14 protein-coding genes are annotated in these 17,109 nt (G+C 41.1%); all 14 read right to left on the bottom strand.

Features of this window, described 5'->3' with window-relative positions:
• Positions 1-7: 7 nt before the first annotated feature.
• The 14 genes from MTP24_RS05080 to rimP all read right to left on the bottom strand — a co-directional run bounded on the left by MTP24_RS05080 (position 8) and on the right by rimP (position 16,894).
• Complete coding sequence (locus tag MTP24_RS05080) at positions 8-277, bottom strand: K+/H+ antiporter subunit F (RefSeq protein ID WP_006793386.1); 270 nt, start codon at positions 275-277, stop codon at positions 8-10.
• Entirely contained in the window at positions 271-807 is a 537-nt protein-coding gene (locus MTP24_RS05075; protein WP_006793385.1) for a Na+/H+ antiporter subunit E, read from the bottom strand. The genes MTP24_RS05080 and MTP24_RS05075 overlap by 7 nt, the downstream gene beginning before the upstream one ends.
• A complete protein-coding gene (locus MTP24_RS05070) occupies positions 807-2,324 on the bottom strand; it encodes a monovalent cation/H+ antiporter subunit D (RefSeq protein ID WP_243533064.1) in 1,518 nt (505 codons plus the stop codon). Before MTP24_RS05070 ends, MTP24_RS05075 begins: the two co-directional genes overlap by 1 nt.
• Positions 2,321-2,674, bottom strand: coding sequence for a Na+/H+ antiporter subunit C (locus MTP24_RS05065; RefSeq protein ID WP_006793383.1), 354 nt, complete (start codon positions 2,672-2,674; stop codon positions 2,321-2,323). Before MTP24_RS05065 ends, MTP24_RS05070 begins: the two co-directional genes overlap by 4 nt.
• The gene (locus tag MTP24_RS05060; RefSeq protein ID WP_033025209.1) at positions 2,674-5,466 is read right to left on the bottom strand and encodes a monovalent cation/H+ antiporter subunit A; all 2,793 of its coding nucleotides are present in this window, start codon (positions 5,464-5,466) and stop codon (positions 2,674-2,676) included. The genes MTP24_RS05065 and MTP24_RS05060 overlap by 1 nt, the downstream gene beginning before the upstream one ends.
• Before the next feature lie 200 nt (positions 5,467-5,666).
• A complete protein-coding gene (locus MTP24_RS05055; RefSeq protein WP_243533062.1) occupies positions 5,667-6,776 on the bottom strand; it encodes a hypothetical protein in 1,110 nt (369 codons plus the stop codon).
• A gap of 1 nt (position 6,777) precedes the next feature.
• Positions 6,778-7,656: a lipoprotein NlpI gene (gene nlpI / locus MTP24_RS05050; protein WP_010555983.1), complete on the bottom strand. Its 879-nt coding sequence runs from the start codon at positions 7,654-7,656 to the stop codon at positions 6,778-6,780.
• A gap of 209 nt (positions 7,657-7,865) precedes the next feature.
• Complete coding sequence (gene pnp / locus MTP24_RS05045; protein WP_006793378.1) at positions 7,866-9,992, bottom strand: polyribonucleotide nucleotidyltransferase; 2,127 nt, start codon at positions 9,990-9,992, stop codon at positions 7,866-7,868.
• A gap of 330 nt (positions 9,993-10,322) precedes the next feature.
• Complete coding sequence (gene rpsO / locus MTP24_RS05040; RefSeq protein WP_006793376.1) at positions 10,323-10,592, bottom strand: 30S ribosomal protein S15; 270 nt, start codon at positions 10,590-10,592, stop codon at positions 10,323-10,325.
• A gap of 109 nt (positions 10,593-10,701) precedes the next feature.
• Entirely contained in the window at positions 10,702-11,646 is a 945-nt protein-coding gene (gene truB / locus MTP24_RS05035) for a tRNA pseudouridine(55) synthase TruB (protein ID WP_010555981.1), read from the bottom strand.
• Between the two features lie 14 nt (positions 11,647-11,660).
• The gene (rbfA, locus tag MTP24_RS05030; RefSeq protein WP_243533060.1) at positions 11,661-12,107 is read right to left on the bottom strand and encodes a 30S ribosome-binding factor RbfA; all 447 of its coding nucleotides are present in this window, start codon (positions 12,105-12,107) and stop codon (positions 11,661-11,663) included.
• 109 nt (positions 12,108-12,216) lie between these two features.
• Positions 12,217-14,874: a translation initiation factor IF-2 gene (infB, locus tag MTP24_RS05025; RefSeq protein ID WP_006793373.1), complete on the bottom strand. Its 2,658-nt coding sequence runs from the start codon at positions 14,872-14,874 to the stop codon at positions 12,217-12,219.
• Positions 14,875-14,899: 25 nt separating this feature from the next.
• Positions 14,900-16,399, bottom strand: a complete 1,500-nt coding sequence (gene nusA / locus MTP24_RS05020; RefSeq protein WP_006793372.1) for a transcription termination factor NusA — start codon at positions 16,397-16,399, stop codon at positions 14,900-14,902.
• 39 nt (positions 16,400-16,438) lie between these two features.
• Positions 16,439-16,894 (bottom strand): ribosome maturation factor RimP, encoded by a 456-nt coding sequence (gene rimP, locus MTP24_RS05015; RefSeq protein WP_006793371.1) that lies wholly within the window; start codon positions 16,892-16,894, stop codon positions 16,439-16,441.
• Between the last annotated feature and the right edge of the window lie 215 nt (positions 16,895-17,109).

Genomic DNA, 17,109 nt, shown 5'->3' with positions numbered 1-17,109 from the left:
TGCCACCCTATTCAATTATATCGCCACGTAGTAAATACTTACACACCGCAACAGTACTCACAAACCCTAACATGGCTATCAACAATGCAGCCTCAAAATACAAGCCTGTTCCCATACTTATGCTGTATAAAACAATAAGTGCAATAACATTAATATACATAGTATCAAGGGCTAAAACTCTATCAGGAATCGAAGGCCCTATAATAAGGCGCCACAAATTAAGTAATAAAGAGAGCCCTATCATGGCAAAAACGATAAGTAATACGGTATCTAACATTGAAATATCTCCTTTAGTGGAGCTTCGTAACGCTTTTTAATATGCTTGATAAGCTCAGCTTCGTTATCAAGGTCAAGTACATGTATGAGCAAATAACGCTGTGTCATTTCCTCGCCCTGTGCTAACGATTCAGGAATAGGATACACCTCCGCACTGACAGTACCGGGTGTTAACGACACACTGCTTGCTAAAATTGTAATCGGCATATCGTGTGTTAAGTCTAAGGGGACTTTAATAAATGCGGGGCGTAATTTTTTGGAAGGCCCAACAATTAATAACGCAACCTGTAAGTTAGCTACAATAATATCGTAAAGTACAATTAAAAATTGTTTTAGAGCTAGCCCTGGCTTTAATATAAGCGGCTGAGGATCTCTAAACGAGAAGCTTAAAATAGGAATAAAAATAGCAAAAAATGTTGCCAGTACAATATGACCAACCGAAACACTATTATTGAGCAACAACCATACTATAAACAAAAATAAGCTACGAAATGGTGTTGGTAACCAACGAAAACGGGCTTGCAGTCTCATTACATGCCTCCTTTTAGTACAGCATTTATGCCACCGCTAATATCATGTAATTGCGTAGCAGCACCTACCATGTATTCGCTAATCGGCCCGCCAAAAATAACTAATAATGGCGAACATGCGAGTAACCCTATAATTACCGTAACTTGTAATGGGTTTGCATCAGCGCAGTCTGGGCTTTCGCTGCGTTTATCTTTTCTTTCCCAAAACAAGCTTGTACCCGCACGAGAAAGTGCAACTAGCAATGCAAAGCTTGTTATTAAATAAACGGGCCAAAATACTAAGGCCTGCTCACTATTTAAAGTTGATTTTAGTATCCATATTTTACCAACAAAGCCAGATAACGGCGGCATACCTACTACTGTTAAAGCGGCAACAACAAAACATGCCCCAAGTAAAAGCGGCTGTTTAACTGCACGCCCACCAACAAGCCTGTCGGCAACTTTTCCACGTTGCTTAGCAATTAAGTCGGCTAATAAAAATAACGCGGCACTCACTAATGTTGAATGCACTAAGTAATACAATAATGCAGCCGTTGCATTTACATTTTGTAAAGCCACTAACGCAACTAATGTACCTACCGACACTAACACTAAATTAGCAGTTAACTTACGCAAGTCTTGCGCGGCTATTGCGCCCATAGCTCCGACGATAATAGTGGCAATTGCTAATCCCCAAAGCCAAGGTTGTACCATGTGCTCAAGTGCACCCGCCTGTTCACCAAATATCACGGTGTAAACACGCAGCATGGCATAAACGCCCACCTTAGTCATAATAGCAAATAAGGCTGCAACAACAGGTTTAGCGCTTGCATAGGTATTTGGAAGCCATAAATGTAGGGGCAATAATGCACCTTTTAAAGCAAATACAATAAGTAGTAATAAACCACCGGCTTTAGCAATAAATACATCGTCACCATTAAGCTGTGATACCTTTTGCGCCATATCAGCTATATTCAATGTACCTAATACGCCATATAAAATACCTAAACCTATTAAAAATACACTTGAGCCCACTAAATTTAAAATGACATATTGTAGCGCTGCACGTGTGTTTTGTTTGTCGCCACCGTGCATAAGTAATGCATACGATGCAATAAGTAAAACTTCAAAAAATACAAACAGGTTAAACAAATCACCCGTTAAAAAAGCGCCGTTAACACCCAATACTAAAAAATGAACAAGTGGGTGATAAAAGCTTCCTTTTTCATCATCGCCCGCACTGCCATATAAAATGGCCCCAAGCCCTAAAAACGAGGTTAGCGCTACGAGTAATGTTGATAAATTGTCGGCCACAAGTACTATCCCAAAAGGGGCCGACCAATCACCAATGGCATAAACACTGATACCCGTATTGTAAATATGCATTAATAAAAACACACTAACGGCAAACGTAATAAGCGCCATAGCATTTGATGCGTAACGGCGAATTTTTACACTTTTACCACACGGTGGAAGTAACAAAATAACCGCTGCAAGCATAGGTAATAAAATAGGTAAGGATGCTAAATGTTGAATCATTTTTGCTCCTTAACTACAGCAGCTGATTTAACTGGGCTTCCATCAACATGATCGCTCCCTAAATCAGCACGTCCACGAATAGCCAAAATAACCACAAATGCTGTCATTGCAAAACCAATTACAATTGCGGTTAAAACCAAGGCTTGAGGAAGTGGATCTGCGTAATCTGCCCCGGTACCAAGTACCACTGCTTTATTTATAGTTAAACGCCCCGATGAAAATAAAAATAAGTTTACTGCATACGAAATCATGGTAAGACCCAGTACTACAGGAAACGTCCGTGCTCTCAACAGTAAAAATATACCGCAGCTAACTAATACACCAACGCACGATGCGTATAATAGCTCCATTAAATATTCACCTCTTTTTTAGGGGCATCGGAAGTCATATTACCCAAACTAGCTAAAATCATTAATGTTGCACCTACTACGGTGAGGTACACGCCAAGGTCAAACACAATTGCACTAGCAAGTTCTGTTTTACCTACAAACGGAATATCAAAGTAATCAAACCACGTGGTTAAAAATGGCCTACCGAAGAACCAGCTGCCTACACCAGTAAACATTGCGATACCTATCCCCGAGGCAATAATTTTACGGTAGTTGATGTCAAAACGCTCGGTGATCCAGTTAGAGCCATGTGCCATGTACTGCAAGATGAAAGCAATTGACGTAACCAAACCAGCAATAAAACCACCGCCTGGTAAGTTGTGACCACGCAAGAATATATACGCTGATACTAACAACGCCAACGGCAATAAGCTTTGTGAAATACTTGCAAGTAATATTGGGTAACGCTCACGCGCCCATGGACGTCCTTCGCTATCACTGGCAGGCATAAATAATGGAATACGTGAAAGCACTTTAAATATCCCTAATGCGGCTATACCCAGTACCGTTATTTCACCTAGGGTGTCAAATCCCCTAAAGTCGACCAAAATAACGTTAACCACATTTGTACCGCCACCACCTGTTTTGGCATTAGCGACAAAGTAATCAGAAATAGAATTTAATGGACGCGTTAATATCGCATAACAAATACTCGCAACCACTACACCAATAGTAGAGGCAATTCCTAAGTCGCGCAGTACTCGCAACGAGCTAGACTCTTTAGGCGTATGTTGAGGTAAAAAGAACAACGCAAGCATAAGCAATATAATAGTGGCCACCTCAACAGTAAGCTGAGTTAACGCTAAATCTGGCGCAGAAAAACGAGTGAATAAAACCGACACCATTAAGCCTACAATAGACAGCATCAACAATGCGACCATTCTCGATCTGTGCCAAATAACGGTGGCTATTGCGCCAATTATTAATAAACCAGCACCAATCGCATTATGCACATCAACAGGTGTGCGCGGCATACTGCCAGCTAATTGTTGCATTTCAAATAATGGCCAACCGGCACAAAGTAATACGACACCCAGCATAATAACCAAATAGCGCTGTAAAGAACCATTTTCAGTGCTGTTAATCTTGCTCTGACACCATGCAACTACACTCAGCACTGCACGTTCAAAGGTTTTTTTAGCATTTAATGTGGGCAGTGAAGCCTGAAATTGAAATAAATATTTGCGATTCACGTAAATAAACAAACCACCTACAACGGCCATTGCACTCATCAGTAACGGTAGATTAAAACCATGCCAAATTGTTAACTTGTACTCTGGCATCGCTTCCCCTAACACCGCTAATGACGCCGCAGATAAAATACTATCAACAGTAAAGCTTGGGAAAATACCCACCAAAATACATAGCACAACCAGTATTTCTATTGGCACACGCATATAACGTGGTGGTTCATGCGGTGTTCTAGGCAAGTCTATTGGGTCGCCGTTAAAAAATACATCGTGAATAAAGCGTGCTGAATAGGCTACTGCAAATGCACCTGCCACCGTCGCAAGTACCGGTATTAACCATGACATAGATCCAAGTACTTGTTGATGTAGTGTTTCGGCAAAAAACATTTCTTTCGATAAGAAACCATTGAGTAGAGGTACGCCCGCCATAGCTGCAGCAGCAACCATTGCAAGAGTTGCGGTATAAGGCATAAACCGCCACATACCATTAAGTTTACGCATATCACGCGTGCCTGTTTCATGGTCAATAATACCGGTAGCCATAAATAACGACGCTTTAAATGTTGCGTGGTTAATTATATGAAATATGGCTGCAACCGTTGCAAGCTCGGTATCAAGGCCAAGCAATAGCGTGATCAAACCTAAATGGCTAATTGTCGAATACGCAAGTAAACCCTTTAAATCGTGCTTAAATAACGCTATGTAAGCACCAAATAACAATGTAGCTAAGCCAGTTAAACCAACTAATAAAAACCACATTTCGGTTCCAGCTAAAGCTGGATAAAAGCGCGCAAGTAAAAAGATACCGGCTTTAACCATCGTTGCTGAGTGCAAGTAAGCGCTAACGGGCGTAGGGGCAGCCATTGCATGAGGTAACCAAAAATGAAACGGAAACTGAGCCGATTTAGTAAATGCACCCAGCAATACTAAAACAAGTGCTAACTCGTATAAATCATGGGATTGAATAATGGCTTTACTTGCCAAAATAACATCTAAGTCATAACTGCCAACAATATCACCTAGCAACATTAACCCGCCAAGTAGTGCTAAACCACCCGCCCCTGTTACGGCTAAAGCCATTCGCGCGCCCTTACGCGCTTCAGATTTATGCCACCAATAACTTATCAATAAAAAAGAACTGATACTGGTTAATTCCCAGAATAGCCATAGCTGTATAACGTTATTAGACATAACAATGCCTAGCATTGCTGTCATAAATAACATTAAGTAGCTATAAAGCTTAGCCATTGAGTCATTGGCGCTGAGGTAATAACGTGTATATACAATAACAAGCAAACCAATGCCTAATATCATAAACATAAACAAGAGGCTTAAACCGTCTATACGAAGCGATAAATCAAGACCAATAGAGGGGATCCACGCTAAGGAATAGCGGATAGTTTCACCGGCAAGAACCGCAGGTGCATGGTATAAAGTAATCCCCAAAGCGGTTAACGGTGCAAGCACAGTAGCAAATGTACTTTGATTGCGAGAAAGTTTGCCTGTGAATGCAGAAATAACACTGCCAATCAAGGATAACAAGGGTATCCAGAGCAAAGTCATAATGTAGGGCCTTTTATAATCATAAGTTTATCAGGGCGCCACTTTTATACATTAAGTGATGCTTTTACTGCCTGTTTTTAAACGACATTAATGGTAATAGTTATACTCAATAACAGATATTTTGTCTATAAAAAGCGAAGCATGTTGAGTTAATTTTAAGTGAGAAAATAGGGACTTAAAAACCAATGGTTATAGACATATTAACGCTTAATTTTATCTATATGTGCTAACCAAAGGGCCCTGTATTGATCAGAGAGCTTTATCTGTTGATATTCTAGAATTGACCAGTCTTTACTTGGTTTGTAGGCTACACCGCCACTCTGGCAGCTTTTACTTCTATGCCAACCTTTTGGTGATTTTTCATCTTTTTGTGCAATATACAAGTTAGGAGCAACTAAGCCTCTCATTTTACACAACCAAGCCTGCTTAGCTTTGGGTAAAACATACTCATCTTCAAAGCCATTAAAGTGCATTAGCTCATGCAAGAAAATCCCATAATTGGCATCTGAATTTAATTGCATAATTCCTCGGCTAACATTAGCACTTCCATATTTGGGCATCATTACAACAAAATCAAATTTTCTTAAAAATTGTTTATTTATTAAAGTAGATTGCCAATCACAATTAGCCGCTTCGCTCATGCTATTATTGCACTTTAAAGCACCACCCACATACACGGGCTTACTAAAGCAAAAAGTGTCCTGTCTTGGCTCCGGATTTTTATTATAAGTTTTGATTAATGCCGATAACTTATAAAGTCCACTTCGATGATCGCTCATCGTTAAAACATTAAACTGGCATTTTCTATTTACCGCAATAGTAGAATTTAACGATAAAAAGTCCAATGAGTGCAAAAATGGTTCGGGGATCTGTGTGTGAATAACACCATTGTGTAAGTTAAGGTGATTTAATACAAAACCAGGCTCTAGGTAGCCTAACGTGTTTAAAAATTTAAGATCGTCCCACTGCTTATTAACAAGTAATTGCTCGGCTAACTTGGCCAGCTGAAAATTATTTATTTTTGGTAAACTCAGTCGCCAAAATAATTTCGCTGCTTCAGCTTGGTCTTTTTTGATCAGGTGTAAAGAATACTCATATTGAGCAGAAGGTATGTGATGCCTAGCAAGTAGGCCAAGAGTATTTTTAGGCAGTTTATTTATATTTGCTAAAAAGTAGCGAGGAAACTGCCAATATAATTGTAGCGGTTCGGCTTTGGCATTTAAAACCTGCCAAAAGCCAATACCACCATAGCTGTTGCTCGACCCTGCAACCAACAAGCTAAAAAGTAATGCTAATGTTGTTTTTAACACACTAACTTGCGTCTGCTTCCATTAAAAGTTCAAGCTCTAAGCGAGCATATTTATATTCTATAAACTCATGTACATTAGTAGATAGCGCCAATCTAAAATAATCAGCGGCAACATAGGTATCACCCGCTGCTTGGTGTAGCTTTGCTAAGTAAAAATAAGCTTCGCACAAACGTTGGGCATATTCTTGCTCTGACTTAACGCCATCGCTTACACCAGATAAAAATGTATGTTCACTCATATCACCCGCAAAAAGTGAGATTAACTGATATGCCCATTGCGAGTCATCAAGCGCTTTAGAGTTAGTTTTTAGCTCCGCAACTGCTGAATCTTTGTCTAATTTAGCTTGTGCTAAATACACCCACAATACGCGATAAGGGTCGTTAGGAGAACGCGCTAAAAATTGACTGAAGTCTGTTTTTGCAATACTGGGCCTATCACCATAATAAAGCGCAATACCGCGGTTTAAGTAAGCGTATTCGTGTTCTTCATCTAGCTCTAACGCAGAATCAAAAAGCTCATATGCTTTTTCATATTGCTGCATTAATGTGTGTTGAATACCTAAAAAATTATACACCTCAGCTAAATCAGGCTTAAGTTTTACCGCACGGTTAAAGTCAATACGCGATAAAGTGGTCATGCCTAAACTATCAAACAGCACTCCGCGATCGTAATATAACTTTGCTTGTTGCTCTGGTGTTAAATCAGCTCTATTAAGCAATTCTGAATAACGTGCAATAGCTATTTCACTGCGAAAATCAGACGCTAAGGGCGCAGTGAAAGGCACGTTTACTACAGGTGCTGATTCTGATTGGGTTGTTGTTTGGCAAGCGCTTAAAGACAAAATAGCAAAAGACGCCAAAGCAATGTGTTTGAAAATCATTAAAATCCTTAATACCAAGGTTGGTAGCCTTATGACTGACGACGAATGATTTGGTTCATAGTTGCACATACACTATGTATCATCGCAAGTAATTTAGCTTCCTTGAATAATCTTTGTTTAAATTCAAGTCCCTCATTAAAGCATAAAAAAAGGGGCTAAACAGCCCCCTTTTATATTATCCAGAAAATATCTGGATTGAGTATTAGCAATTAAGCGTCAGTTGACGTATCTGCCGCTGGCGCAGCTGATTCCATTGCTTCTTTAATACTAAGACGTACACGGCCTTGACGGTCTACTTCTAGTACTTTAACTTTAACTTCTTGACCTTCGCTAAGGTGATCAGCAACGTTATTAACGCGCTCTGTGCTAATTTGAGAAATATGCACTAAACCATCTTTACCAGGAAGAATATTTACAAACGCACCGAAGTCTACAATACGTACAACTTTACCTTCGTAGATAGTACCTACTTCAAGTTCTGCTGTTAATTGCTCAATACGGCTGATTGCATTTGCAGCGCTTTCACCGTCAGTAGCGGCAATTTTAATTGTACCGTCATCACCGATTTCAATTGTTGTGCCTGTTTCTTCAGTAAGTTGACGAATAGTAGCGCCACCTTTACCAATAACTTCAGCAATTTTCTTCTGTGGAATTTTCATTGTGTAAATGCGCGGAGCAAACATTGAAAGCTCTTCAGAAGGAGCAGAAATCGCTTCGTCCATCACTTCTAATATGTGTAAACGTGCTGCTTTTGCTTGTTTAAGCGCAATTTGCATGATTTCTTGTGTGATACCTTCAATCTTGATATCCATTTGCAATGCAGTAATACCGTTAGTAGTACCTGCTACTTTAAAGTCCATGTCACCTAAATGATCTTCATCACCTAAGATGTCAGAAAGAACAACGAATTTCTCGTCTTCTTTAACTAGACCCATCGCAATACCTGCAACAGAAGCTTTAATTGGAACACCCGCGTTCATAAGTGCTAGTGATGTACCACACACAGACGCCATTGAAGATGAACCGTTTGATTCAGTGATTTCAGATACAACACGGATTGAATATGGGAAGTCAGTCAATGTTGGCATTACTGCTTGGATACCACGCTTAGCTAGGTTACCGTGGCCAATTTCACGACGCTTAGGAGAACCAACAAAACCAGTTTCACCTACACAGAATGGAGGGAAGTTGTAGTTAAGCATAAAGTGGTTTTTGTGCGTGCCCGTTAAATCGTCGATTAACTGTGAATCACGTTCTGTACCAAGCGTTGCTGTTACTAATGCTTGTGTTTCACCACGTGTGAAGATAGCAGAACCGTGAGTACGCGGTAATACGCCAGTCATTACGTCTAGTGCACGGATCATATCTGGTTCGCGACCATCGATACGTTTTTCGCCTGCAGCGATACGGCCACGAACAATTTTCTTCTCAAGTGAACCGAATACTTTACCCACTTCTTGCTTATCAAGCGTTTCGCCTTCAGCAAGCTCGCTTGAAAGTGCTTCGATAACTGCATCTTTAGCTACGCCAAGTGCTTCTTTACGCGCTACTTTATCAGTAATACGGTAAGCTTCGCCTACTTTATCAGCAGCAAGTTCAGCTACTTTCTCTTCAAGCGATACGTTTTTCTCAGGTGCAGTCCAATCCCAAGTAGGCTTGCCTGCTTCTGCTTTAAATTCGTTAATAGCATTGATGATAGACTGTGATTGCTCATGGCCGTATACAACCGCGCCTAGCATTACGTCTTCAGCAAGTACGTCTGCTTCTGATTCAACCATAAGTACTGCGTTGTCAGTACCAGCAACAACTAAATCAAGTTGGCTCTCTTCAAGTTCTTTTAACGTTGGGTTAAGAACGTATTCGCCACCAATGTAACCAACACGAGCTGCACCAATTGGACCGCTGAACGGGATGCCAGAGATAGCAAGTGCTGCTGATGTACCAATCATCGCAACCATATCAGGTTGGATTTCAGGGTTTACAGATACAACAGTTGCAATAACTTGTACTTCGTTTACAAAACCATTTGGGAAAAGTGGACGAATTGGACGGTCAATAAGACGTGCAATTAGTGTTTCGCCATCGTTAGGACGACCTTCACGCTTAAGGAAACCACCTGGGATACGACCTGCAGCGTACATACGCTCTTGGTAGTTAACTGTTAGTGGGAAGAAGTCTTGACCTGGCTGTGCTTCACGCTTACCAACAACCGTTACTAGTACTGACGTATCGCCAATGCTTGCTAGTACTGCGCCGTCTGCTTGACGTGCGATTGCACCTGTTTCTAGGGTTACAGTGTGTTGACCTAGTTGAAATTCTTTTATAATTGCTTGCACTTAAAATATCCTTTAAATCTAAATAAGTGTTCCATCAAAGTACCAATTACAGTACATAATTGTATTCAGTTGGAAATCAATTAAGTACTACAATTGGCAATGATGTTAATAACCGTAGATAAACCTTTTTATCTACGCGCACAGTATATACCAAAGCCACGTAAAAATGCGAGTCCAGCAAACAGTTTTAGTTGGTGTGTTTGGCATCTAATTGGCTCGAATTAATGAGAGCGACTACAGATAGCTTTAAAGGTGACATTGCGATGCAATTTGTTAAATTTCAGGCACAAAAAAAGGAGCTAAAAAGCTCCTTTTCTCGTAATCAAGTTCTTAGCGACGTAGGCCAAGTTCTTTGATTAGTGCAGTATAACGCGAGATATCTTTACCTTTAAGGTAATCAAGCAATTTACGGCGAGTGCTTACTTTACGAAGCAGACCACGACGTGAGTGGAAGTCATGCTTGTGATCAGCAAAGTGACCTTGAAGCTTGTTGATATCAAAAGTAAGTAATGCTACTTGTACTTCAGGTGAACCAGTGTCGCCTTCAGCACGTGCGAATTTAGCAATGATATCGATTTTTTCTTGATTGCTTAGTGACATAGTAACTCCAAAAATTAAATTTAAAAGGTGTCTCAGCCGATCACTAATTCAGCCAAAACGATTAAGCGGGCGTATTCTACCAAGTATAATAATAACTACAAGTTAAACTTTACTCTGCCTGCTGGTTTGATAGACCGCGTTTTGATTTTAAATGGCCATCAGGGTTTTTCTCGCCTGTGCCTATAAACACACCATCGGCTAATACCTTTATTGCACCATCAGGTAATTCTTTACCAAGAACTACAGCTTGCCCATGGCTAAATGAAACACCCTGCTCTTTAGTGATTTCCACAACCGGTAAATCAACTAGAGCGGTGTCCATTGGCAAAAGCAGTTCGTCAAGGTAGGTTGACGGAACGGTTTCTTCGTCTTTTGCTTTAGCTAGTAACGATTCTAACTGCTCTATCGATACCATTTTATCTGCGGGGTAATGGCCAACAGCCGAGCGGTGAAGCATAATTACATGAGCACCACAGCCTAAGTTTTCACCTAAGTCATCAACAATAGTACGAATGTAAGTCCCTTTAGAAACGTGAGCTGTCATTTGTACTTCATTATTCGCTTCATCAAACTCATCAAGCGTTAGGCTAAATACATTTATCTTTCTGCATTTTCGAGGAACTTCAATCCCTTCACGCGCATATTTATACAAAGGTTTCCCTTCATACTTAAGCGCAGAATACATCGATGGATACTGATCAGATTCACCTAAAAACGCTGAAATTTCTTGCTTTAATTGATCAACAGTTACGTTTACATCTCGTGTCTGAACTATTTCACCATCAGAGTCAGATGTTGTTGTTCTTTCACCTAACTTAGCACGCACAACATAGGTTTTATCGGTATCAAGTAAAAACTGAGTAAACTTAGTCGCTTCACCAAAACAGATTGGCAGCATACCGGTAGCAAGCGGATCGAGTGCACCTGTGTGCCCCGCCTTTTGGGCAAAATATATACCTTTTGCTTGCTGTAATGCCTTGTTTGACGAAATACCTTTGGGTTTATCTAACAACAAAATCCCGTCTATTGGACGGCCTTTACTGCGTCTTGCCATCGCTATATGCCTTCTTAGCTATCTTTATCATCTGCTTGTTTAATGTTGTCATCTGAGCTCGACACATCATCAACACTACTATCGTCTTCATTGACGTGTTTTGCGTTATCTTCTCTGATGATTGTGTCCACTAAGTTAGAGATACGCATCCCTTCCATTAATGAATTATCAACCACAAACTTTAGCTCTGGCATAATACGAGCACGAATACGCTTGCCTAAAAGCGAACGAATATAGCCCGTAGCTTCGTTAAGTACTTTTGCGCTTTGCTTTGCTGCATCTTCATCTTTTGTGTTAAACACAGTGATGAAAATTTTTGCATAAGATAAATCGCGCGATACTTCTACCGCAGACACTGTCACCATGCCTAAGCGCGGATCTTTAATTTCGCGTTGTAAAATCACAGCAATTTCTTTTTGGATTTGCTGGCCAACACGATCAGTGCGAGAAAATTCTCTCATGAAACTTGTCCTAAAAATGTAACTTATTGAAATTTAATAATAAGCTAATTAAGTAATAGATACACAAATGGGGGCTAAGCCCCCATTTATTTGTTTAGTGAGCTAACAATTATAAAGTACGTTGTACTTCAACTGTTTCAAATACTTCGATTTGGTCACCAACACGTACGTCATTGTAGTTCTTAACACCGATACCACATTCCATACCATTACGCACTTCTTGCACATCGTCTTTAAAGCGACGAAGTGATTCAAGTTCGCCTTCGTATATAACCACGTTATCACGTAATACACGGATAGGCGCGCTGCGCTTAATAACACCTTCAGTCACCATACAACCTGCAATTGCGCCAATTTTTGGTGATTTGAACACGTCACGAACCTGAGCAAGACCAATAATTTCTTGCTTAAATTCTGGTGCAAGCATACCTGACATCGCTTGCTTAACTTCTTCAATTAAGGCGTAAATAACGCTGTAGTAGCGTAAGTCTAGGTTCTCAGAATCAATCACTTTACGTGCAGATGCATCAGCACGAACGTTAAAGCCAACAACAATCGCGTTAGATGCCGCAGCAAGCGTTGCATCTGTTTCTGTGATTCCACCAACGCCAGAACCCACAATCTTCACTTTTACTTCGTCAGTAGAAAGCTTAGTTAGTGAATCAGAAATCGCTTCGATAGAACCTTGAACGTCTGCTTTAAGTACCACGTTAACTTCAGAAACGTCACCTTCAGCCATGTTAGTAAACATGTTTTCAAGTTTCGCTTTTTGCTGGCGTGCTAATTTAACATCACGGAATTTACCTTGACGGTATAATGCAACTTCACGCGCTTTACGCTCGTCTTTAACTACCGTTGCTTCATCACCGGCTGCAGGGATACCAGATAGGCCTAAAATCTCTACTGGAATAGAAGGACCTGCAGACTTGATATCTTTACCGTTCTCATCGCGCATAGCACGAACACGGCCGTACTCAAGACCACATAATACAATGTCACCTTGGTTAAGTGTACCTGACTGAACAAGGATAGACGCTACTGGACCACGGCCTTTATCAAGACGTGATTCAATTACAACACCTGCAGCCATACCTTGACTTGGTGCAGTTAGTTCTAATAGCTCAGATTGCATAAGTACTGCTTCAAGTAGTTCATCAATACCCAAGCCTGTTTTAGCTGAGATATGAACGTACTGCGTGTCGCCGCCCCATTCTTCTGGGATAACGTCAAGCTGTGCTAGCTCGTTCTTAACGCGATCTGGATCTGCGCCTTCTTTATCCATTTTGTTCACAGCAATGATTAAAGGAACACCCGCTGCGCGAGCATGCTGTACCGCTTCTTTAGTCTGTGGCATTACACCATCATCGGCTGCAACTACTAGGATTACAATATCAGTTGCTTTAGCACCACGAGCACGCATTGATGTAAACGCGGCGTGACCCGGAGTATCTAAGAATGTGATCATGTTGCCATTTGTTTCAACATGGTATGCACCAATATGCTGCGTAATACCACCGGCTTCGCCTGAAGCAACTTTTGCTGAACGAATGTAATCAAGCGTTGATGTTTTACCATGGTCAACGTGACCCATTACAGTAACAACTGGCGCACGAGGCTCTGACTTACCATCTTCATGGCGGTCGTTAAGTACTGTTTGCTCTAATTCGTTTTCTTTAACGATGATAACTTTATGGCCCATTTCTTCTGCTACAAGTTGCGCAGTTTCTTGGTCAATAACTTGGTTAATTGTAACCATGTCACCCATTTTCATCATTGTTTTTACAACTTCAGCGCCTTTAACTGCCATGCGTGATGCAAGCTCAGCCACTGTAATTGTTTCGCTAATACGTACTTCATTTTTTACATCAGCTGTTGGTTTTTGGAAACCATGCTGTAATGATGCAGGTGCTTTTAGCTTACCTTTTTTACCCTTAGACGCTGCAAACTTATCTTTTGCTGGCGCTTTTTTCTTTTTCTTAGCACGGCGAGAGCCTTGCTCTTCACGAGCATCAGCTACATCTTCTGCTTCACGTGCGTAAGTTGAAGTCGTAAGGTGGTGATCTGCTGTTTCTTCACGCTTCTTACGCTCTTCTTCTTCTTTCTTCCAACGAGCCGAGTTTTCTTCAGCTAGTTTTCTTGCTTCTTCTGCCTGACGTTTCGCTTCTTCTTCAGCTTTCTTCAATGCGGCCTCTTCTGCTTCTTTTTGCAGACGCTCAGCTTCGATGCGATCTTTCTCAGACTTAGCACTTTGCTCTGGGGTCATCTGCTTTTGTTTCGCTTTACGTTCAGCGTCTGCTTTACGTTTAGCTTCTTCTTTGGCTTTACGATCAGCGTCTTCTTTCGCTTTACGTTCTGCCTCTTGTTTTGCCTTTAACTCAGCTGCAGCTTGTTCAGCTTTTTGCTGCTCTTCAAGACGGGCTTTTTCTTCAGCGGCTAAGCGTTGCTGCTCTTGCTCTTGTTCCATCGCGCTTTTCTTCACGTATGTACGTGTTTTGCGAACTTCAACCTGAACCGCCTTCGCTTTACCTGTAGAGCCAGTCACATTTAATGTGCTTTTGCTCTTACGCTGTAAAGTCATGCGTGCAGGGCCTTCAGAGCCCGTGCCGCCATGTGATTTGCTTAAATGATCAAGTAACGTTGCTTTTTCAGCTTCAGTTACATTATCAGTTGCCTGCTTAGTGATACCCGCTTGCGAAAATTGCTGTAGCAATTTATCAACAGTTGTACCTATATCGCCGGCTAGTTTTTCAACATTTACTTCTGCCATAGTGTGTAATACCTCCGTTAATAAATTACTCGTCTGCAAACCAACAAATGTTTCGTGCAGCCATAATCAGCTCACCTGCTTGTTCAGATGAAAGCTCTGTGATATCGACTAGCTCGTCAATACCTTGCTCAGCCAAGTCTTCAAGTGTTACAACACCTTTACTTGCCATTACAAATGCTAGATGACGCTCTAAGCCTTCAAGCGCAAGTAAGTCTTCAGCTGGCTCTGCGCCTTCTAAGCTTTCTTCCGTTTTAAGTGCTTTAGTTGTTAATGCATCTTTAGCGCGTGAACGTAAAACATCCACCGTTTCTTCGTCAAGACCGTCAATTTCTAAAAACTCAGAGGCTGGCACGTACGCCACTTCTTCAAGTGTTGAGAAACCTTCGTTGATAAGTAAGGTTGCAAACTCATCATCGATATCTAAATTTTCAGTAAATAAGTTAAGTAACTTATCTGATTCCGCTTCATTTTTAGTACGCATCTCGTCAACAGTCATAACGTTTAGTTCCCAACCAGTTAACTGGCTTGCTAAACGAACATTTTGACCATTACGACCAATCGCTTGTGCTAGATTATCGGCTTCTACAGCGATATCCATCGAATGAGTGTCTTCATCTAATACTATTGAAGCAACCTCAGCTGGCGACATTGCATTGATAACAAATTGTGCAGGGTTGTCATCGTAAAGAACGATATCAACACGCTCACCACCAAGTTCAGACGAAACAGCTTGAACACGAGCTCCACGCATACCAACACATGCACCAATTGGATCAATGCGCTTGTCGTTTGACTTAACAGCAATTTTAGCGCGCGAACCTGGATCACGTGCAGCAGCGCGAAGTTCAATCATTTCTTCGCCAATTTCTGGCACCTCAATGCGGAATAATTCCATCAGCATTTCTGGCTTAGAACGCGTTACAAATAACTGTGCGCCGCGTGCTTCTGGCTTAACTTCGTATAAAAGACCACGGATACGGTCGCCTGGACGGAAGTTTTCGCGTGGTAGCATGTCATCACGGTAAATAACTGCTTCAGCGTTGTTGCCTAAATCAAGTACGATTGAATCACGCGTTGCTTTTTTAACAACACCTGTTACTAACTCACCCACTTGGTCTTTATATGCGTCAACAACTAAAGCGCGCTCAGCTTCACGTACTTTTTGTACGATTACTTGTTTAGCCATTTGTGTTGTGATGCGGTCAAATTTGATTGAATCAATTTGCTCTTCAACAAAATCACCTAGCTGTAAGTCAGGCTCTTCAACCTGCGCAGCTTCTAATGTTATTTCGCTGTAAGGATTTTCTAATGAACCATCCTCTAATACTTCAGCAATCTGCCAGCGGCGGAACGTATCGTAATCACCTGTTTTACGGTCAATTGATACACGTACTTCAATTTCACCATCGTGTTTTTTCTTTGTCGCAGTCGCTAATGCGAACTCTAATGCTTCAAAAATCTTTTCTTTTGGAACCGCTTTCTCATTGGAAACGGCTTCAGCAACCAATAATATCTCTTTTGCCATGGGTAATGCCTCGCTTGCCCTATTCCTTCGCACTCGAATTTAAAACTTTGCGATTAAATTCGCACGTTCTATATTACTAAGCATGATCAAATGCTCTACACCATCACTAGATAGTGTGATCATATCGCTGCTAACTGCTATTAAGTCGCCTTTAAAATTTCGACGACCGTCTTGTGGAAGTTTAGTACGCACGCGTACTTCCTCTCCTTGCGCCTGCTCGTAGTGATCTTGTTTGAATAATGGACGATCAACACCAGGAGACGACACTTCCAAATCATATTCATTTGTAATTGGGTCTTCGACATCTAAAATCGCACTAATTTGGCGACTAGCGTCCGCACAGTTATCAACTGAGATCCCATCCTCATGAGCAATATATACTCTTAAGGTAGAATGGCGACCCGCTTGTACAAATTCAAGACCATGTAACTCAAAGCCTAACATTTCTACCGCAGGCGTTAACATGGTTACTAAATCTTGTTCAAGTTTTGTCACGAAAATCCTCCATACAAACAAAAAAAGGGCTTATAGCCCTAAAATACTGAGTTTAAATTTTAATTTAATGACAACCGCCATAAATTAAGAAAGGTGCAGATACAACAACGCCCCGAACCAAGCGGGGCGTCACACCAATAAAGCATAAAACTGTGTGGCCTAGGGCCGAGCTTGGTTGCGAGTCAGTAACTGACCAAATTAAACTACATTAGCTT

Origin of the sequence: Pseudoalteromonas sp. APM04, from assembly GCF_022809815.1 — a bacterium.
GTDB lineage: Bacteria > Pseudomonadota > Gammaproteobacteria > Enterobacterales > Alteromonadaceae > Pseudoalteromonas > Pseudoalteromonas marina.
This window is presented reverse-complemented; position numbering and strand designations above follow the sequence as displayed.